This window comes from Paenibacillus plantiphilus, assembly GCF_927798095.1.
GTDB classification, from domain to species: Bacteria; Bacillota; Bacilli; order Paenibacillales; family Paenibacillaceae; genus Paenibacillus_Z; species Paenibacillus_Z plantiphilus.
Map to the genome: position 1 here is coordinate 142,196 of NZ_CAKMMF010000012.1, position 20,514 is coordinate 162,709.

Here is a 20,514-nt window from a genome sequence, read left to right on the forward strand (position 1 = left end):
GATGATGAAGCCACTTAAACTGTTTTGTTTCCCGTACGCCGGTGGTTCTGCTTATTCTTATAACGATTGGAATGGTTGGTTTCATAAATCGATCCAACTCATTCCGATAGAGCTTTCCGGAAGAGGAAGTAGATTCGAAGATTCGCTGTACGACAATTTCGATGAAGCTGTTCAAGATTTATATGTGCAAATCAAACCCCATTTGGATGGGACGCCCTTTGCATTTTTCGGACATAGTATGGGCAGCCTGCTGTCTTTCGAATTAGCCAGATTGCTCATTCAAAATAATGACCGTACACCCGAGCTGCTATTCTTCTCAGGGTGTACTGCCCCTCATAAAGTGAAAAGAGAAAAGCTGCTGCATACATTGGATGATCGGGAGTTTCTCGAAGAGATCAAGAAGATGGAGGGGACACCCTCCGATTTCTTTCAAAACGATGAATTAATGGCGTTCTATTTGCCGATTTTGAGAAACGATTTTAGAATCGTTGAGCAATATGTTTATAAGGAAATGGACGTTAGATTTCCATGCAGTATTATGATTCTGCACGGTAGTGAAGAGAAAGGCATGGAAGGGGTCAAGGAATGGGGGAAGTTTACTTGCAAACGATCCAGCATTCATGTATTTCCCGGAGGACATTTCTTTATACATAAGGAAGCGCAGCAAGTGGCAAGACGGATCAACAACACTTTGTTGAGCATTATTTCAGCAAAAATACAGCAAGGAGTTAATAACTATGCTTAAAAGCGGTAAATTAGATAGAAGCAATATGGAGGATATTATCGCGTTAACCCCTTTGCAAGAAGGCTTGCTCTTTCATTATATTCAAAACCCGCATAGTGAATTATACTTCGAACAGTTATCTTTAAGGTTAAAAGGCCGTCTCGATGACGACATATTCGTTCAATCCTGGAACCACTTAATTGAAGCGAATGAAGTGCTTCGTTCCGTCATTAGATGGGAGAAGCTTGAAAAGCCGTTGCAAATCATAGTAAAGCAAATACTCCCTCCGATTTACAGGCAGGATCTGAGCCATCTTGCCCAAGAAGAAACGGAGGGAGGTTTGTTATTCATCAAGGAAGAGGACCGAAAGCGTGCTATAGATATAACGCTGGAGCCCTATCGAATAACGTTATGCAAAATAAGCGATACAGAATATGAGATGATTTTCAGCAGCCATCATATTTTGCTGGATGGTTGGAGCTATGGCGTTCTTTTCAAGGAATTTATTGAGATCTACAGTTCGATTGCTGATCATCAACCTGTAATTTTACCTGAGAAAACGAAGTTCAAGCAGTTCGTGAACTGGATTCAAAACCGAGACAAAACAAGCCATCACCTGTATTGGAAGGAATATTTGGAAGGGTTTCACACGAAAACGCAGCTCCCTGTCCGCCATGGCATTCAAGACAATGCAGGCTTTTCCAGCATCCGGACGGATCTATCAATCGAGCTTGCAACTACACTTCATGAATTTGTTAAACAGCACAAAATTTCACTCGCCTCATTATTTTACACGGCATGGGCGCTCACTTTGCATGGCTATAACGGCAGCTCTGACATCGTTTTCGGGTCAACCGTGTCGGGAAGAACACCAGAAATAAAAGGAATCGAACATATCGCAGGTTTATTTATTAATACACTGCCGCTTCGTGTTCAAGTGGAACCGCATGAAAGCATCTCTCATTTGCTGAGCCATGTCCATCAATCTTGTATTGAAAGGGAGAAATTCTCGTCCACTCCAATCCTGGATATTAAGGAGGCAAGCGGATATTCTCAACCAGGGGAATTGTTCGACTCATTGGTTATTGTAGAAAACTATCCGCTCGATCATCAGTTGAAGCATGGCAGATACGCGCTTCAATTGACGGAGTACGCCATGTTCGAGGTAACGCACTATCCCTTGACACTTCTGATCTCAGCCTTTGGGGAAATTTCATTTGAATTCAAATATAATAAACAGATTTTCGAGGCGCATGCGGTTAACGAGTTGTGTGAGCGATTTAAACATGTTCTGGGTGAGCTTATCAGCAAGCCGGAGGGCACCGTTCAAGAAATTGAATGGCTTACGGAAACGGAAAAAACGCAAATACTATCCATGTTTAACGATACAGATCAGGCTGTATTAAACGACAAACTTATTCACGAATTATTCGAAGAGCAAGCGGAGCAAACGCCTGATAGCATTGCGCTAACTTATCAAAACGTCCAGTTGACCTACCGTGAGTTAAATGAACAAGCGAACCGATTGGCCAATTACCTGAATAGATCTTATGAGCCTCAGCCCAATGACAGGATCGGCATTCTGATGGATCGGTCTGAGAAAATGATGGTTGGCTTGTTAGCGGTTTTGAAGACGGGAGCTTCTTATGTTCCCTTAGATCCTGCTTATCCTCAAGATCGGATACAGTATGTTATCGAAGATAGCGGAATGAAGCTGCTTATTACGGAGAGTAAACATGCCGGCAAGGCGAACGGAATAGTAGAGCATGTCGTCCCAATGGACTTCAATTGGAGGGACATTGTATCGTCAAGCCCGGAAAACCTTGTATCCCAGCAGTCTGCCGAGACCTTGGCTTACGTTATCTATACTTCGGGGTCGACAGGGAAGCCCAAAGGAGTCATGGTAACCCATCGCAACGTTCATAATTTCTTTTTGTCCATGGATCAAAGAGTTGGCGGCACTTCAGATGATTGTCTTCTAGCGGTGACGACCATTTCCTTCGATATATCGGTGCTGGAGCTATTATGGACATTAACGCGAGGGATCTCCGTTGTATTAGGCAATGATTTAGAACAAGGTCTTGGTAATTACGACGATTACTTATCGCTGCGGAAGGCAGCAACGATTGACTTCAGTTTATTCTTCTTTTCAAGCTATGATCATGATGGGGAGCGGCAAAAGTATGGGCTGTTGATGGATAGTGTGAAATATGCGGATCGCAATGGCTATCAAGCGGTTTGGACGCCCGAGCGTCATTTCCATGAATTTGGAGGGTTGTTTCCAAACCCATCTGTCCTATCAAGCGCGTTGTCCATGGTAACGGAGAACATTGGGATCAGATCGGGGAGTGTCGTGGCGCCGCTTCACCATCCGATTCGATTGGCCGAAGAGTGGGCTGTAGTCGATCAGTTGTCAAATGGACGAACGGGCGTTTCTTTCGCAGCTGGATGGCACGCGGATGATTTCATTCTAGCACCTGAGGCATATCAGGCTCGGTCTGCCAAAATGCTAGAGCAGATCGATCTGTTTAAACGGCTTTGGAGAGGCGAAGCCGTGGAATTCAATAACGGAACGGGACAACCTGTTTCCGTGAAAACCTATCCTAGACCTGTTCAACAAAATATACCGATTTGGATCACCACTGGGGGAAATAAGGAAACCTTTGTCCAAGCGGGCAAGCTGGGTGCTAATGTATTGACTCATTTATTAGGTCAAGATCTGGAGGCGCTGGAGCAAAACATTGATTTATACCGTCGCTCTCTAGCCGAACACGGACATTCTCCAGATACTTGTAAAGTAACTCTAATGCTGCATACCTATATTTCGGATGATCTGGAAGCAGTTCGAGAAAAGGTGAAGGGTCCATTCTGCAATTATTTGCGCTCCAGTGTAGATTTAATTCGCAATTTGGCTCGAAGCCTGCAGATGGAGGATGCTGCATTATCCGATGAGGTGATGGAGCAATTACTGGAGGTTGCATTCGATAAATATTGGCAAGCAGCAGCACTGCTTGGGACGCCCGAATCATGCGAACGGATGGTAAGGAAGCTTATTGCTATCGGTGTAGATGAGATTGCATGTTTGGTCGATTTCGGAATCGATTATGATTCCGTTATGGAAGGATTAGACCAGCTGACTACATTAAAACAGAAATTTACACATCAAGAAACATCATTGAAGCCGGTAAACAAGCCAATTACAATGTTTCAATGTACACCATCGAGAATGAAAATGCTTTTGAATGACGCCCATTCCTCCCGTTTTATCAAGTCTCTTAAAACCGTGCTTGTTGGAGGGGAAGCTTTCGATGAACAATTGGCTATGGATTTGAGGCGGCATACGGATGCACGGATGATCAATATGTACGGACCAACGGAAACGACGATTTGGTCATCGACATATGAGATCGGTGAAGATGGTTTTGTTTGTATCGGCAAGCCGATTCTGAATACGAAGTTCTTGATCCTGGATCACTATCATCGGCTCGTTCCAGTGGGTGTTAAAGGAGAAATATGGATTGGTGGGGACGGAGTAAGCCAAGGCTATATTAATCGAACAGAACTGACAGAAGAGAGATTTATCTCAAGCCCATTCCATCCTGGGGAACGTTTGTATAAGACGGGGGATGTGGGAAGATGGCTGCCTGATGGACGTTTGGAATGTTTGGGTCGTATAGACCAGCAGGTCAAAATTCGTGGGTATCGGATTGAGCTGGGCGAAATTGAATCCAATTTGCTCCTGCATCCTGCAATTCGAGAAGCTGCCGTTATCGTCTGGGAAGACCAACACGAGCAATCCTTATTGTGCGCTTATTATGTATCGGACGAGCCTGTCGCTTTCGATGAGCTAACAGCTTATTTATCCTTGTCATTGCCGGATTACATGATTCCGTCTTCTTACGTTCAACTTGAGGCGATGCCGTTAACACCAAACGGCAAGATTGATCGCAAGGAGCTACCTGAGCCGGCGGCGATCATAGATGATGGTCTTGATTATGTGGCCCCTGCTAATGAAATCGAGAGAAAGCTTGTTTCTATATGGGAGGAAATATTGAGCGTCCAAAATATTGGAACAAGGCATCACTTTTTCAAAATTGGCGGCCACTCTTTAAGAGCTACGCTGCTCATGTCGAGAATCAACAAGGAGTGGGATGTGGAGATTCCGCTCAGTGTGATTTTTAAACGTCCTACGATCGCTGAGCTTGCAATAGCTATAACTATGGCAGGAAATTCATTCTTCGTGCCCATCCCTAATGTGGAATGGAGGATGTATTATCCGGTTTCATCCGAACAAAAGAGGATGTATGTACTCAACCAACTTTCGGAAAGTAACAAAAGCTACAATGAAACCGTATTTATGCAGATGGATGGGGAGTTGCAGGTTGATAAGGTTCAGCATTGCATTCGTCTGCTTACGCTCAGGCATGAAGTGCTGCGTACCTCCTTTCATTTGGTAGAAGGAGAACTCGTTCAAACTGTTCAAGAGGAAGTGGATTCCTCTATGGAGATTCTGCCGACTCAAGAGGACTCGATAGAAGCGGTACTAGAGAAGTTTATTCGGCCATTCGATCTCGAACAGGCTCCGTTGTTCAGATTCGGGCTCTTTAGCTTGAATCCTAGAAAACATATTTTTGCTTTTGATATCCACCATATTATTTCCGATGGAATTTCCATGGATATTTTCCTGAGGGAATTTACACAGTTGTATCAGGATCAGGATCAGTGTCTGCCAGAGACTAGAATTCAGTATAAGGACTACGCCGTATGGCAACAAGGATTTCAATCTAGTCCTCGTTTTTTGAAACAAAAGAAATTCTGGTCGGAGCAGCTGACAGGCGAGCTTCCTTTATTGAATTTGCCACTCGATTACGCTAGACCGTCTGTAAGAACGTATGCTGGAGATAGAGTAACTGTATCTATCGACCCTAAATTACTAGACGATCTAAAGCTGTTCTCATACCGTTCAGAGACGACGATGTTCATGATTTTGTTATCTGCATACTCTGTACTTCTTTCCAAATATACCGGACAAACCGATATTATTGTCGGTACTCCCGTAGCGGGAAGACAGCATGCGGATACGCATCAAGTCATGGGGCTGTTTCTAAACACGTTGGCTATTCGATGCTTTCCGGAGCCTGACCAAACAGCTATTCAATATTTGCATAGCATTAAGGATACCTCATTAAAAGCATTCGAGAATCAAAGTTATCCTTTTGAGGAGGTCGTTTCCTCACTTGATCTGCGTCAAGATCTAAGCAGAAACCCGTTGGTGGAAACGATGTTTGTATTGCAAAATGCATCCAATTCCCAAATTTCATTTGGAGATGCTTCGCTAAGGCCATATCCCCTCCATAACAAGCTTACAAAGTTTGATCTTACTTTAAACGTTGCGGAAGCAGGGGACGGTCTAAGCTGCAGATTTGATTTTTGCACCTCATTGTTCGAAAAAGAAACGATTGAAAGGTTATCTGAGCATTTTATAAACATATTGAATTTTATAGTATCGCACCCTCAATCCAGCCTCTCTTCCATTGAGCTGCCCGATGAAGCGGAGAAAGCCCAGCTGCTGGAGCGCTTCAACGATACGGAAGCGTCGTATCCGTCGGATCGAACGATCCACAGCCTGTTCGAGGAGCAGGTGCGGAAGACGCCGGACCATGTGGCTGTGGTGCATGAAGAGGAGCGTCTGACATATGCGGAGCTGAATGCGCGGGCGAACCGGTTGGCGCATGTGCTGAGGAAGCAAGGAGTGGGACCGGATGAGATCGTTGGCCTGATATTGGAGCGTTCGGTGGACATGATCGTGGGCATCATGGGGATCTTGAAGGCCGGGGGAGCCTACCTGCCGATTGATCCAGACTATCCGGCGGACCGCATCCGATTCATGCTTGAGAACAGCGGGACGAAGTGGTTGGTTATAGACCCCGCGATTTCGGAACAACCGGTGTTTGGGGGCACCCTCATCCGGCTGGATGAAGCGGAGCTGGCAGGGCGAGACCGCTCGAATTCGGAGCTGCCAGGCTCGAATCCGGAGTTGGCAGGACGAGATTCTTTGAATCCCGATTGGGTGAACGGTCCGAGTGATCTGGCGTATGTGATTTATACCTCGGGAACGACGGGGACGCCGAAGGGAACGCTGATCGAGCATCGGAACGTGGTGAGGCTGCTGGTGAATGATCGGCAACCGTTTGCGTTTGGCGAAGAGGATGTGTGGACGTTGTTCCATTCCTACTGCTTCGATTTCTCGGTATGGGAAATGTATGGCGCTTTGTTAAACGGAGGCCGGCTTATCGTGGTGCCGAAGGAAACGGTGCGGGACCCAGCGGCCTTCGCGAAGCTGCTGGTGGATACGGGTACGACGGTGCTGAACCAGACGCCAGCGGCGTTCTATGCGCTGGCAGAGCGAGAAGCGGAGAATGGAAAGGAACTGGCGCTGAGGTACGTCATCTTCGGCGGTGAAGCGCTGAAGCCGGTGATGCTGAAGGATTTCCATGAAAGGTATCCAGAGACGAAGCTGGTGAATATGTACGGCATTACGGAAACGACGGTGCATGTGACGTACAAGGAAATCACGGCGGACGAAATCGAAAGGAACGCCAGCAGCATCGGCAAGCCGATCCCGACCCTCACGGCCTATATTCTGGATAGTCAGCGGAGACTAGTGCCAATAGGGGTAACTGGGGAGCTGTATGTAGGAGGCGAAGGGGTATGCCGAGGCTACTTGAACCGACCGGAATTAACGGCGGAGCGATTCGTGGAGAACCCATATGTGCCGGGAGAGCGGCTGTACAAAACGGGAGATTGGGCAAGATGGCTGCCAAACGGTGAAATGGAGTACTACGGACGAATCGACGAGCAGGTGAAGATTCGAGGGTATCGGATCGAGCTTGGAGAGATCGAAGCGGCGATCCTGCAGGAGCCTACCGTCCGCGAAGCAGTGGTGATGGCGAAAGAGGATCGGGATGGCAGCCTGTACCTGTGCGCGTACATTTCGGTGGCGGCAGACAAGGAAGGAGAAGCGGAGCCAGCAGGCAAGGAAGGAGAAGTCGCAGCAGGGGGCAAGGAAGGCAAAGCGACCGCAGAGGTGAAGGCGTCACTGCAGCGGAAGCTGCCGGCGTATATGGTGCCGTCCGCCTTCGTCGCGTTGGAGAAACTGCCGCTGACGGCCAATGGCAAAATTGACCGCAAAGCGTTGCCGGAGCCGGAGCAAGGGTCCGCAGGCATGCCATACGAGGCGCCGGTCACGGCGATGGAAGCTGGGCTGGCCCGGCTGTGGGAGGACATTCTCGGCGTGGAACGGATTGGCGCGGCGGATAATTTCTTCGAGCGTGGAGGCCATTCGCTGCGGGCGATGACGCTGCTCTCGCGGATGCACAAGGAATGGAACGTGCAGATGCCGCTGAAGACGATCTTCGAATCGCCGACTTTGCGCGGATTGGCGCAGGCGATCCAGGCGATCGAAGGGCTGGCGGTAAACCCTTACGCGGCCATCGAACCGGTGGAGGGCCGGACGTATTATCCGGTCTCGCCAGCTCAAAGGCGTATGTTGATTTTGCAGCAGCTGGAAGGCGCCGAGGTAAGCTACAACATGCCGGCAGTGCTAATGATGGAAGGTCCATTGGATCGCTCACGGTTGGAGACAGCATTTGCCCATCTGGTGGCGCGTCATGAATCGTTGAGGACATCGTTTGAATGGGTGGATGGAGAGCCGGTGCAGCGCGTGCATGGAGAGGTGCCGTTCACCATTTCATGGGAGAGCTGCAGCGAGGGAGAGGTAGCATCTCGGGTAGAGGCTTTCATCCGTCCGTTCGACCTGGAGTCTGCGCCGCTGCTGCGGGTCGGTCTGCTGCATCTGTCAGAGGAGCGTCATGTGCTGCTGTACGACATGCATCATATTATCTCTGATGGTGTATCCATGGGTGTGCTGGAGCAGGAATTTGCTGTGCTGTATCGGGGAGATGAGCTGATTCCTTTGCGGATTCAGTACAAGGATTACACGGTGTGGCAGAACGAGCGTCTAGGTGACAAGCGTCTAGGTGCAGAAGAGCTGGCGAAGCAGGAAGACTACTGGAAGGATGTCTTCTCGGGGGACATCCCAGTGCTATCGATGCCGACGGATCATGCGCGGCCTGTGGTGCGCAGCTTCGAGGGCGATCACATCGGGTTCACGGTGGAAGCGGAGCTGGCGGAGCGACTGCGCCAGATGGGTGCAGATCAGGGAGCGACGCTGTACATGGTGCTGTTGGCGGCGTATACAGCGCTGCTGTCCCACTATACGGGTCAAGAGGATATCGTCGTGGGTACGCCGGTGGCGGGAAGACCGCATGCGGATTTGGAGCAGATGATCGGGATGTTCGTGGGTACGCTGGCTTTGCGGAACTATCCGTCAGGAGAGAAGCGGTTCGCGGAATTCGTAGAGGAAGTGAAACAGCGGGTGCTGCAGGCGTTTGAACACCAGGATTATCCGTTTGAGGAGCTGGTGGAGAAGCTGGATGTGGCGCGGGATATGAGCCGGAACCCGCTGTTCGATACGATGTTTGTGCTGCAAAACCTGGAGCGCCGGGAGACGGAGCTGGAAGGCTTGCGGCTGAGCCCGTACGCTGCGGGGAACGGGGCTGCGAAATTCGACCTTGCGCTGACGGCGGCAGAGGGAGCAGACGATGGAGCGGCAGGGCTGTACTTCACGCTGGACTACAGCACAGCGCTGTATGAGCGGCAGACGATGGAGCGGCTTGCGGACCATTTCAGCCGGTTGTTGGAGCAATTGGCGGCGAACCCGGACATGAAGCTGGCGGACATCGAAATGGTTAGTGTTGATGAAAAAAATCAATTATTACATGTATTCAACGATACGCAAGCGTCATATCCGTCAGATCGAACGATCCACAGCCTGTTCGAGGAGCAGGTGCGTAAGACGCCAGACCATGTCGCCGTGGTGCATGAAGAGGAACGTCTGACATATGCGGAGCTGAATGCGCGGGCGAACCGGTTGGCGCATGCGCTTCGGGAGCAAGGTGTGGGACCGGATGAGATCGTTGGCTTGATGATGGAGCGTTCGGTGGACATGGCTGTCGGGATGCTGGGCATTCTGAAGGCCGGCGGTTCGTTTATGGCTATCGATCCGGGATACCCTGCGGTGCGGATTCAACAGATGCTGGCGGATAGTCAGACGTCCCTGCTTGTGGCACAGGAAGGGACTGCAGACTTGGCGTCCGCCTTTGACGGCCGTGTGCTGCTGTTGAATGAAGCGAATCTTAGCGAATACAAGGATACAAATCCGACATGGATCGGGGATGCGAGGCAACTGGCCTACGTCATCTTCACCTCAGGCTCAACGGGACGACCGAAAGGCGTGGAGGTGGAGCATCGCTCCCTGGTAAACCTGTGCTTCTGGCATGTGAGGCAATTTGAAATCAGCGAAACGGATCGCAGTACGCAGTACGCCTCCTGCGGATTTGATGCCTCGATATGGGAGTGGTTCCCTTATTTGATCACGGGGGCGAGTGTCCATATCGTGCCGGAGCGGTTGCGTCTGGATATGGAAGGACTAAGCGGGTACTACCGTGAGAACGGGATCACGATGAGCTGGCTGCCGCCGCAAATCTATGAGCAAATGCTGGAGCAAGAGAACGTTACGCTACGGCATCTGTTGACGGGCGGAGACAAGGTGAAGGCTCATCAGGAGAAGAGCTACAAGGTGTGGAACACGTACGGGCCAACAGAAGGAACGGTCATTTGCACAAGCCATCGAATCGAAGGGCAGCAGATGAATATTCCAATAGGAAAACCGTTGTCGAACACGCGGATTTACATTGTGGATCGCGCAGGGAAGCCGCAGCCGATCGGTGTGCCGGGGGAACTGTTGGTTGGCGGTGACGGGGTGGCCCGAGGGTATGTGAACCGTCCTGAACTGACGGCGGAGCGATTCGGAATAGACCCGTTCGTAGAGGGAGGCCGCCTCTACCGTACAGGAGATTTGGCGAGATGGTTGGCGGACGGAACGATTGAATATTTGGGCAGAATCGACGAACAGGTGAAAATCCGGGGTTACCGGATTGAGCCGGGTGAGATCGAATATGTGCTGCTCGGCCATGCATCGGTGCGGGAGGCAATCGTGATCGTTCGGGAGGGGGAGCACGGAGAGAAATCGCTGTGTGCGTACTATACGACCAACGAAACGATAGCAGCGTCTGCAATCCGCGAGTATGTGTCGGAGAAAGTGCCGGCGTATATGGTGCCGTCCGCCTTCGTCGCGCTGGAGAAACTGCCGCTCACGGTTAACGGCAAGCTCGACCGCAAGGCGTTACCGGAGCCGGAGCTTTCAAATATGGCCAACACCGATTATATGGCTTCTGAAAATCCCATACAAGAAATGCTTCTAGACGTTTGGTCAGAGGTGCTGAAAGTTTCCAATATTGGAATCCAACATCGATTCTTTGATTTAGGCGGGGATTCGATCAAAGCCATACAAATTGCTTCTCGGATCCATCAGAAGGGCTACAAAATTGATATTAAAGATTTGTTTCAAAAACCGACAGTGAAGGAACTAAGTACAGCTGTTGCAAAAGCGGAGCAATTGATCTGTCAAGACGAGGTTGCAGGTTATAGCCAATTGACGCCAATACAGCTAAGGTTTCTGCAGCAGAATGAAGAGCATGCCAATCATTTTAATCAATCTATATTTTTGTATGGCAAACATGGTTTTAAAGAAGATTTGCTCGTTCAAGTATTTCATGAACTCGTGAAGCATCATGACAATCTTAGGTCGGTATTCATTAAAGAAGAGGCCTCAGATTACAGGCAGTTCTACAGAAGTTCCAATGAGAGCGACTTATTTGATTTTGAAGTTATTGATTTAACTGCTCATGACGACGAAGTCGGGGACTACATCCATTTAAAATCGACTGAAATTCAAAAGGGCATGGATATTGTCAAAGGACCATTAGTTCAATTCGGACTATTTAAAACGAAGCAAGGGGATCATCTGTTAATATGCATTCACCACTTCGTTGTTGATGGTGTTTCTTGGAGGATTTTCCTTGAGGATTTTAAAATGGCTTACGAGCAAGCAGTGAACGGACAGCCCATCCAACTACCATTTAAAACCCATTCATTTGCAGAATGGTCCAACCAACTATACGAGTACAGCAGCAGTGATGCGCTGAGCTCAGAATTGCAATATTGGGAGCGAGTTGTGTCTGCTTATTCGTCTAAGCTTCCCCGAGATAGAGGGAAACAGCAATCTGTGCTTGCCGACAATACGGATGTACGAATAGAGCTTACGGAAGAACAGACTTCACTGCTTCTAACGGGAGTAAATCGAATCTACAATACGCAAATGAATGATATCTTGTTGACTGCACTGGGTCTTGCTTTGGTGGAATGGAAGGGAATAACCAATATATTTGTTGAAATGGAGGGTCATGGAAGATCTGAGGCGATTGTGAATACGGATGTGAATAGGACGATCGGATGGTTCACATCGATTTACCCTTATTTGCTGGTGATGCCAAATGATAAAGATCTTTCGTATCAAATTAAATCTGTTAAAGAAAGTTTGCGGGCGGTTCCTAACCTTGGAATTGGGTACGGAATGCTGAAGGAAATCGGTCATCGAGGAAATAAACTTAACGTGGATGTTTCCCCTGAAATCAGCTTTAACTACTTAGGGCAATTCGATTCCGATACGGAAACAGATTTATTCGCCATCTCTCCCTATTCCACTGGGGAGTCTATGAGTTCTTCGCTTAAATCTACTTATGCTTTAGAGATAAACGGAATCGTAACAAACAGTAAGTTGGTGTTTTCATTTGGCTTCAGCAGAAAGGAATTCGAAGCAGCCACAATCAACAGCTTAGCCGACAGCTTCAGAACCCAATTGATCTCCGTTATACAGCATTGTATGAACAGGGAATTTACTGAAATCACACCAAGCGATTTATTATACAACGAATTAACTTTGGATCAACTTGACGAGATCGCTAGCGAAATTGCAACTGCAATGGATGACATTGATTTCGATATCGAAAGTTGAAACATGGGCTAGAAGGGCGGTTATTGTTCGTTTATGAAACAAAAACAAGGAATACAAAATATTTATACGTTAACTCCCATGCAGCAAGGAATGTTATTTCATAGCTTACTAGACGAACAATCAAGCAGTTATTTAACACAGACTTCATTCGAAATAAAGGGCGATTTTAACGTTAGTATTTTTACGGAAGCGTTCAATCATTTGATTCAGAGGCATGATATTTTAAGAACAGTATTTCATTTCGATAAGGCCGAGAAGCCACTGCAAATCGTATTGACGAAAAGGAAATTGAATGTTCCATACACGGACATTTCGGAGCTGGATGAACATATTCAAAAAGAATATCTTAATGACTACAAATTAAGAGATTCCCAATTCATGTTCGACCTGAAGAAAGATTTGTTGGTCAGGATTGCTGTTTTTAAAACAGCTCAAGAATCCTATCATGTCGTCTGGACCCATCATCATATATTGATGGATGGCTGGTGCCTGACTACTCTTTCCAGTGAAGTATTTACGATTTATGAAGCATTAAAAAACGGTTCCGAGGTATCGCTTCCACCGGTTACTTCGTACAGCACATATATCAAATGGATGAGTGAAAGGAATAGCGAGGAATCCAGTGTTTTTTGGAAAGCGTACCTGAGCAATTACGATGAGAGTATATCTTTGCCGAAATATCGAGATAAGTCCATGTATAAGGATCACGGTTATAGAAAAAATTCCAAAAAACGACTTGTTCTTGATGAAGAAATAAGCAAGCAGTTATTGGATGTGGCGCATCATGTTGATGTTACATTAAACGTTGTCATCCAGGGTATTTGGGGAATGCTGCTCCAAAAATATAACAATTGTTCAGATGTAGTGTTCGGTACGGTCGTGTCAGGCAGACCTCCACATATTCCCGGTATCGAGCAAATGGTCGGACTATTCATCAATACAATCCCTGTTAGAATTCAAGCAGATGAGACAACGCGAATTCAGGAACTGTTTAAGAAGCTGCAAGAAAAATCTTTATTGGCTGTGGATCACCATTATCATCCTTTATTCGAAATTCAGGCGAACTCAGAAGTTAAGCAGGGTCTTTTCGATCATATTATGGCATTTGAAAATTACCCGATCGGTGAAGAGATCGAGAAAAACGCAAGAAACGGACTAGGATTTCAGATTTACAATTTTCAACACGATGAAGAAACGAACTACGATTTTAATATTACGGTAACTCCAGGCAGTAGTATTGCTATTGAATTTATTTATAATCCTGCTGTTTTTGATGAAGGGATGCTTGATCGGCTGCAGGGTCATGTTCGCCAACTCATTCATGCTGTTGTGAATGAACAGGATGCTTTAGTTAAAGATATTGTTCTTTTGACGAATGATGAAATCAATCTTTATATGAACAAGTTCAATGATACGAAAGCGGAGTATCCGTCGGATCGAACGGTCCACAGCCTGTTCGAGGAGCAGGTGCGGAAGACGCCGGACCATGTGGCGGTGGTGCATGAAGAGGAGCGTCTGACGTATGCGGAGCTGAATGCGCGAGCGAACCGGTTGGCGCATGCGTTGCGGGAGCAAGGAGTGGGACCGGATGAGATCGTTGGCCTGTTGATGGAGTGTTCGGTGGACATGATCGTGGGCATTCTGGGGATCTTGAAAGCCGGAGGAGCCTACCTGCCGATCGATCCGGATTATCCGGCGGAACGCATTCGATATATGTTTGAGGATAGTGGGATACGTGTGCTGCTGGTAGAGGAAGGGACCTCGAAGGTAGCGGCTAGATGTGGCGGAACGGTCCTTCTACTGCACGCTATGAACCTAGAGGGCTACCCGGACACGAATCCAGAGGTCTGCAGCGATGCGGATGCGGAGCAACTGGTGTATGTGATTTATACCTCAGGCTCGACGGGACGTCCCAAAGGGGTAATGGTGGAGCATCGTGGTGCAGCCAATGCGCTGCAGTGGAGAAGCGAAGCGTACCATCTGGGTGAAGACGATTGCGTATTGCAGTTGTTCTCGTTCGCCTTTGACGGTTTTGTAACGAGCTTCTTTACGGGAATTGTAAGCGGAGCTAGCGTGGTGTTGCTAGGGGCCAATGAAGCCAGGAATCCAGTAGTGATTAAACAGGCCATTGCAAAGAACGGGGTAACGCACTTCATATGCGTTCCTTCGCTATACGGCGCGATTTTGGATGAATTGACGGCGGAGGAAGCGCGGATGCTGCGGGTAGTCACGCTAGCGGGAGAGCGTGTCACTTCGAACATTGTGGAGAAGAGTCTGGCAGTAAGCGGCACGCTCGAACTGGTGAATGAATACGGCCCGACGGAGAACAGTGTCGTGACGACCTACTATCGCCATATGGAACGTGCGGAGCGTCCATTGATCGGAAAGCCTGTGGCAAACCAACACGTGTATATCGTAGACCGTGCAGGAAAGCTGCAGCCGCTCGGCGTACCGGGGGAACTATGTATCGGAGGCGCGGGTTTAGCACGGGGATACTTGAACAATCAGGAGTTAACGGCGGAGCGATTCGTAGCGAATCCGTTCGTGCCGGGAGAGCGTCTGTATAAGACGGGAGATTGGGCGAGATGGCTGCCGGACGGCAATATCGAGTATTTGGGACGAATCGACGAGCAGGTGAAGATCCGAGGGTATCGGATCGAGCTTGGGGAGATCGAAGCGGCGATCCTGCAGGAGCCTTCCGTTCGTGAAGCAGCGGTGATGGCAAAAGAGGACCGGGATGGCAGCCTGTTCCTGTGCGCATACATCGCGGCGGCAGCAGGAAAGGAAGGGGAAGCTGCCGCAGAGGTGAAGGCGTCGCTGCAGCGGAAGCTGCCGGCGTATATGGTGCCGTCCTCCTTCGTCGCGCTGGAGAAACTGCCGCTGACGGCCAATGGCAAGCTCGACCGCAAGGCGCTGCCGGAGCCGGAGCAAGGGTTAGCGGGCGTATCTTACGAGGCACCGAGCACGGCGATGGAAGCTGGGTTGGCCAAGCTGTGGGAGGACATCCTTGGCGTGGAACGGATTGGCGCGGCGGATAACTTCTTCGACCGTGGAGGCCATTCGCTGCGGGCGATGACGCTGCTCTCGCGGATGCACAAGGAATGGAACGTGCAGATGCCGCTGAAGACGATCTTCGAATCGCCTACTTTGCGCGGATTGGCGCAGGCGATTGAAGGGCTGGCGGAAAATCCGTATGCGGCGATAGAGCCGGTAGAGCGCAGGGCGTATTATCCGGTCTCGCCAGCCCAAAGGCGGATGTTGATTTTGCAGCAGCTGGAAGGTGCAGAGGTGAGCTACAACATGCCGGGCGTGCTGACGATGGCAGGTCCATTGGATCGCTCTCGGTTGGAGACAGCGTTTGCCCGTCTGGTGGCGCGTCATGAATCGTTGCGGACATCGTTTGAATGGGTGGACGGCGAGCCGGTGCAGCGCGTGCATGAAGCAATACCGTTCACGATTTTCTGGGAGAGCTGCAGCGAGGGAGAGGTAGCATCTCGGGTAGAGGCTTTCATCCGTCCGTTCGACCTGGAGACTGCGCCGCTGCTGCGGGTTGGTCTGCTGCGCTTAGCGGAAGAGCGCCATGTGCTGCTGTACGACATGCATCATATTATTTCTGATGGTGTTTCCATGGGTGTGTTGGAGCAGGAGTTTGCTGCGCTGTACCGTGGAGATGATCTGACTCCGCTGCGGATACAATACAAGGATTATGCGGTGTGGCAGAATGAGCGATTAGGTGCAGAAGAACTGGCGAAGCAGGAGGACTACTGGAAGGATGTCTTCTCGGGTGAGCTTCCGGTGCTCGCGATGCCGACGGATCATGCGCGGCCTGCGGTGCGCAGCTTCGAGGGAGATGGCATCGGATTCACGGTGGAAGCGGAGCTGGTGGAGCGACTGCGCCAAGTGGGTGCAGATCAGGGAGCGACGCTGTACATGGTGCTGCTGGCGGCGTATACGGCGCTGCTCTCCAAATATACCGGTCAAGTGGATATCGTTGTGGGTACGCCAGTGGCGGGAAGACCGCATGCGGATCTGGAGCAGATGATCGGGATGTTCGTAGGCACGCTGGCCCTGCGGAATTACCCGTCAGGAGAGAAAAGGTTCGCGGCGTTCGTGGAGGAAGTGAAACAGCGGGTGCTGCAGGCGTTCGCACACCAGGATTATCCGTTTGAGGAGCTGGTGGAGAAGCTGGATCTGGCGCGCGATAGGAGCCGGAACCCGCTGTTCGATACGATGTTTGTGCTGCAAAACCTGGAGCGCCAGGAGGCGGAGCTGGAAGGATTGCTGCTGAGCCCGTATGCTGCGGGGAATGGGGTCGCGAAATTCGACCTTACGCTGACGGCGGAAGAGGGAGCGGCAGGGCTGTACTTCACGCTGGACTACAGCACAGCGCTGTATGAGCAGAAGACGATGGAGCGGCTTGCGGGCCATTTCAGCCGACTGTTGGAGCAATTGGCTGCGAACCCGAACATGAAGCTTGCGGACATCGAGCTGCTGGATGAAGCGGAGAAAACCCAGCTGCTGGAGCGCTTCAACGATACGGGAGCATCGTATCCGTCGGATCGAACGATCCATAGCTTGTTCGAGGAACAGGTGCGGAAGACGCCGGACCATGTAGCGGTGATCCATGAAGAGGATCGCCTGACATATGCGGAGCTGAATGCGCGAGCGAACCGCTTGGCGCACACGTTGCGGGAGCAAGGAGTGGGACCGGATGAGATCGTTGGCCTGATGCTGGAGCGTTCGGTAGACATGATCGTGGGCATCCTGGGGATCTTGAAGGCCGGGGGAGCCTACCTGCCGATTGATCCGGATTATCCGGCGGAGCGCATCTGCTACATACTGGGGGACAGCGAAGCAAGGCTGCTGGTGACAGCAGAGCGCTGGAAGGAGAAAGCAGGCGGCCACGCAATCGGAACGGTACTGCTGGATGATGAGCGCATGTACGCTGGGGTGGAAAACGGTGAACTGGAGGAAGTGAACGGTCCGACGGATTTGGCGTATGTGATTTATACCTCGGGTTCAACGGGGAAGCCCAAAGGGGCTATGATTGAGCATCGCTCGGTCATTAACCGGTTGAAGTGGATGCAGGAGAAGTACCCGCTTCGTGCAGACGATGTCATCCTGCAGAAAACACCGTACACTTTCGATGTGTCGGTATGGGAGCTGCTGTGGTGGTCGTTGGAGGGGGCGAAGGTGTGTCTGCTCAAGCCTGGAGGGGAGAAGGATCCGGGACTTATTGCGGATACGATCGCAGCCCATGGCATTACGGTAATGCATGCTGTGCCGTCGATGCTGAACGCATTTCTGGAATACGTGGAAAGTGTGACCGGCAGCTTGGAGAAGACGGTGAGCTTGCGGCAGGTATTTGCCAGTGGGGAAGCGTTAAAGGTGGAGCAGGCGAAGCGGTTCGGGCGAATGATTGGTGGAGCGCAGCTAAGCAATCTGTATGGACCAACCGAAGCTACCGTGGATGTGACCTCCTTCGATTGCGACATGGACGAGCTGGAACGGATGTGTATCGGCAAACCGATTTACAATACCAGCCTGTACATTGTAGATCGCGTTGGAAAGCTGCAGCCGCTTGGCGTACCGGGGGAATTGTGTATCGGAGGCGTCGGTTTAGCAAGGGGATACTTGAACCGCCCGGAATTAACGGCGGAGAAATTTGTAGCGAATCCGTTCGTGCCGGGAGAGCGGCTGTATAAAACGGGAGATTGGGCAAGATGGCTGCCGGACGGCAATATTGAGTATTTGGGACGAATCGACGAGCAGGTGAAGATTCGAGGGTATCGGATCGAGCTCGGAGAGATCGAAGCGGCGATCCTGCAGGAGCCTACCGTCCGCGAAGCAGCGGTGATGGCGAAAGAGGATCGGGATGGCAGCCTGTATCTGTGCGCATACATCGCGGCGGCAGCAGGCAAGGAAGGAGAAGCGGCTGCAGAGGTGAAGGCGTCGCTGCAGCGGAAGCTGCCAGTGTACATGGTGCCGTCCTACTTCGTCTCGCTGGAGAAACTCCCGCTCACGGTCAATGGCAAGCTCGACCGCAAGGCGTTGCCGGAGCCGGAGCAAGGGTTAGCGGGCGAACCTTACGAAGCGCCGAGCACGGTGATGGAAGCCCAATTGGCCAAGCTGTGGGCGGACATCCTTGGCGTGGAACGGATTGGTGCGGCGGACAACTTCTTCGACCGTGGCGGCCATTCGCTGCGGGCAATGACGTTGCTCTCGCGAATACACAAGGAATGGAATGTGCAGGTTCCGCTGAAGGCGATCTTCGAATCGCCGACGGTGCGCGGGTTGGCGCAGGCGATCGAAGGGCTGGATGAGAATCCGTACGCGGCCATCGAACCAGTAGAGGGACGGTCGCATTATCCGGTCTCGCCAGCCCAAAGGCGGATGTTGATTTTGCAGCAGCTGGAAGGCGCAGAGGTAAGCTACAACATACCGGGCGTGCTGATGATGGAAGGTCCATTGGACCGTTCCCGGCTGGAGACGGTGTTTGCCCGCATGGTGGAGCGTCATGAATCGTTGCGGACATCGTTTGAATGGGTGGACGGCGAGCCGATGCAGCGTGTGCATGAAGCAGTGCCGCTCACGATTTTCTGTGAGAGCTGCAGCGAGGAGGAGGTGGCGTCCCAGGTAGAGGCCTTCATCCGTCCGTTCGACCTGGAGACTGCGCCGCTGCTGCGGGTCGGTCTGCTGCATCTGTCAGAGGAGCGCCATGTGCTGCTGTACGACATGCATCATATTATCTCCGACGGGGTATCCATGACGGTCCTAGTGAAGGAGTTTACAAACTTATATGACAGGAATGAACGGATTCCGTTGCGGATTCAGTACAAAGATTATGCCGTATGGCAAAATATTCTGCTTGCTTCTGGAGAAATGGTCAATCAAGAAATGTATTGGATGAGTGTTTTCTCGGATGAAATTCCGGTGCTCGCGATGCCAACTGATTTTCCGCGTTCAGTGGTTCCAAGTTTTGCAGGGGGACAGATTTCATTTTCTATTGATGAAGAGCTGACGGAAAAATTACGCCGATTGGCTTTCGAGAATAGTGCGACGTTGTACATGGTGCTGCTGGCGGCGTATACGGCACTGTTGTCGAAATACACCGGTCAAGAGGACATCATCGTGGGAACGCCAATAGCAAGTCGATCACATGCAGATCTGGAAAATATGATTGGGATGCTTACAAATACTCTTGCCATGAGAAATTATCCGGCGTCTGGCAAATCTTTTTCCGAATTTTTGGCAGAGGTTAAGGAGAATGCGCTCAAAGCCTATACAAATCAGGATTTTCCGTTTGATCGGTTGATTGAAAAGATTGATCATTCGAGGGGGTTGAGTCGTAATCCGCTATTCGACGTTATGTTCGCGCTTCAGAACACGGAGGACAATGGCATAGAAATTGATTTGTTGAAAGTGACCGTCATGAATTATGAAGTTGAGAAGGCAAAATTCGAGTTGGAATTAGGCGGTATCGAGAGTTCAAAAGAAATTGAATTTATATTGAAATATCGATCAGGGTTGTATCTAAGAAAAACGATGGAATTATTCACCCAGCGATTTATTTCAATGTTGGAACAAATCGTAAAAGAACCATTTAAAGCTCTTTGTGAAATGGATGTGTTTGGCAGGGAAGAAATAGAACATTTGAGTCACGGCAGAGAAGAGTTGTCAGTGCTTTTTGATTTTTAGTCTGTTGAGGGATGGTAAACATGATGAATCATTTTGTAGCCATCCCTTCTTTGTC

3 protein-coding genes are annotated in these 20,514 nt (G+C 50.0%); all 3 read left to right on the plus strand.

Annotated features, from left to right (window positions below; genetic code table 11):
* The first annotated feature begins 1 nt into the window (after position 1).
* Genes L6H65_RS12645 through L6H65_RS12655 form a run of 3 tightly spaced genes read left to right on the plus strand, consistent with a single transcriptional unit; the run spans position 2 to position 20,459 of the window.
* The gene (locus L6H65_RS12645; protein WP_236342895.1) at positions 2-745 is read left to right on the plus strand and encodes a thioesterase II family protein; all 744 of its coding nucleotides are present in this window, start codon (positions 2-4) and stop codon (positions 743-745) included.
* Positions 738-12,761 (plus strand): non-ribosomal peptide synthetase, encoded by a 12,024-nt coding sequence (locus tag L6H65_RS12650; RefSeq protein ID WP_236342896.1) that lies wholly within the window; start codon positions 738-740, stop codon positions 12,759-12,761. Before L6H65_RS12645 ends, L6H65_RS12650 begins: the two co-directional genes overlap by 8 nt.
* Before the next feature lie 33 nt (positions 12,762-12,794).
* Positions 12,795-20,459 carry a non-ribosomal peptide synthetase gene (locus tag L6H65_RS12655; protein WP_290370410.1) on the plus strand — a complete coding sequence of 2,555 codons (7,665 nt, stop codon included), beginning with the start codon at positions 12,795-12,797 and terminating at the stop codon, positions 20,457-20,459.
* The last annotated feature ends 55 nt before the right edge of the window (positions 20,460-20,514 follow it).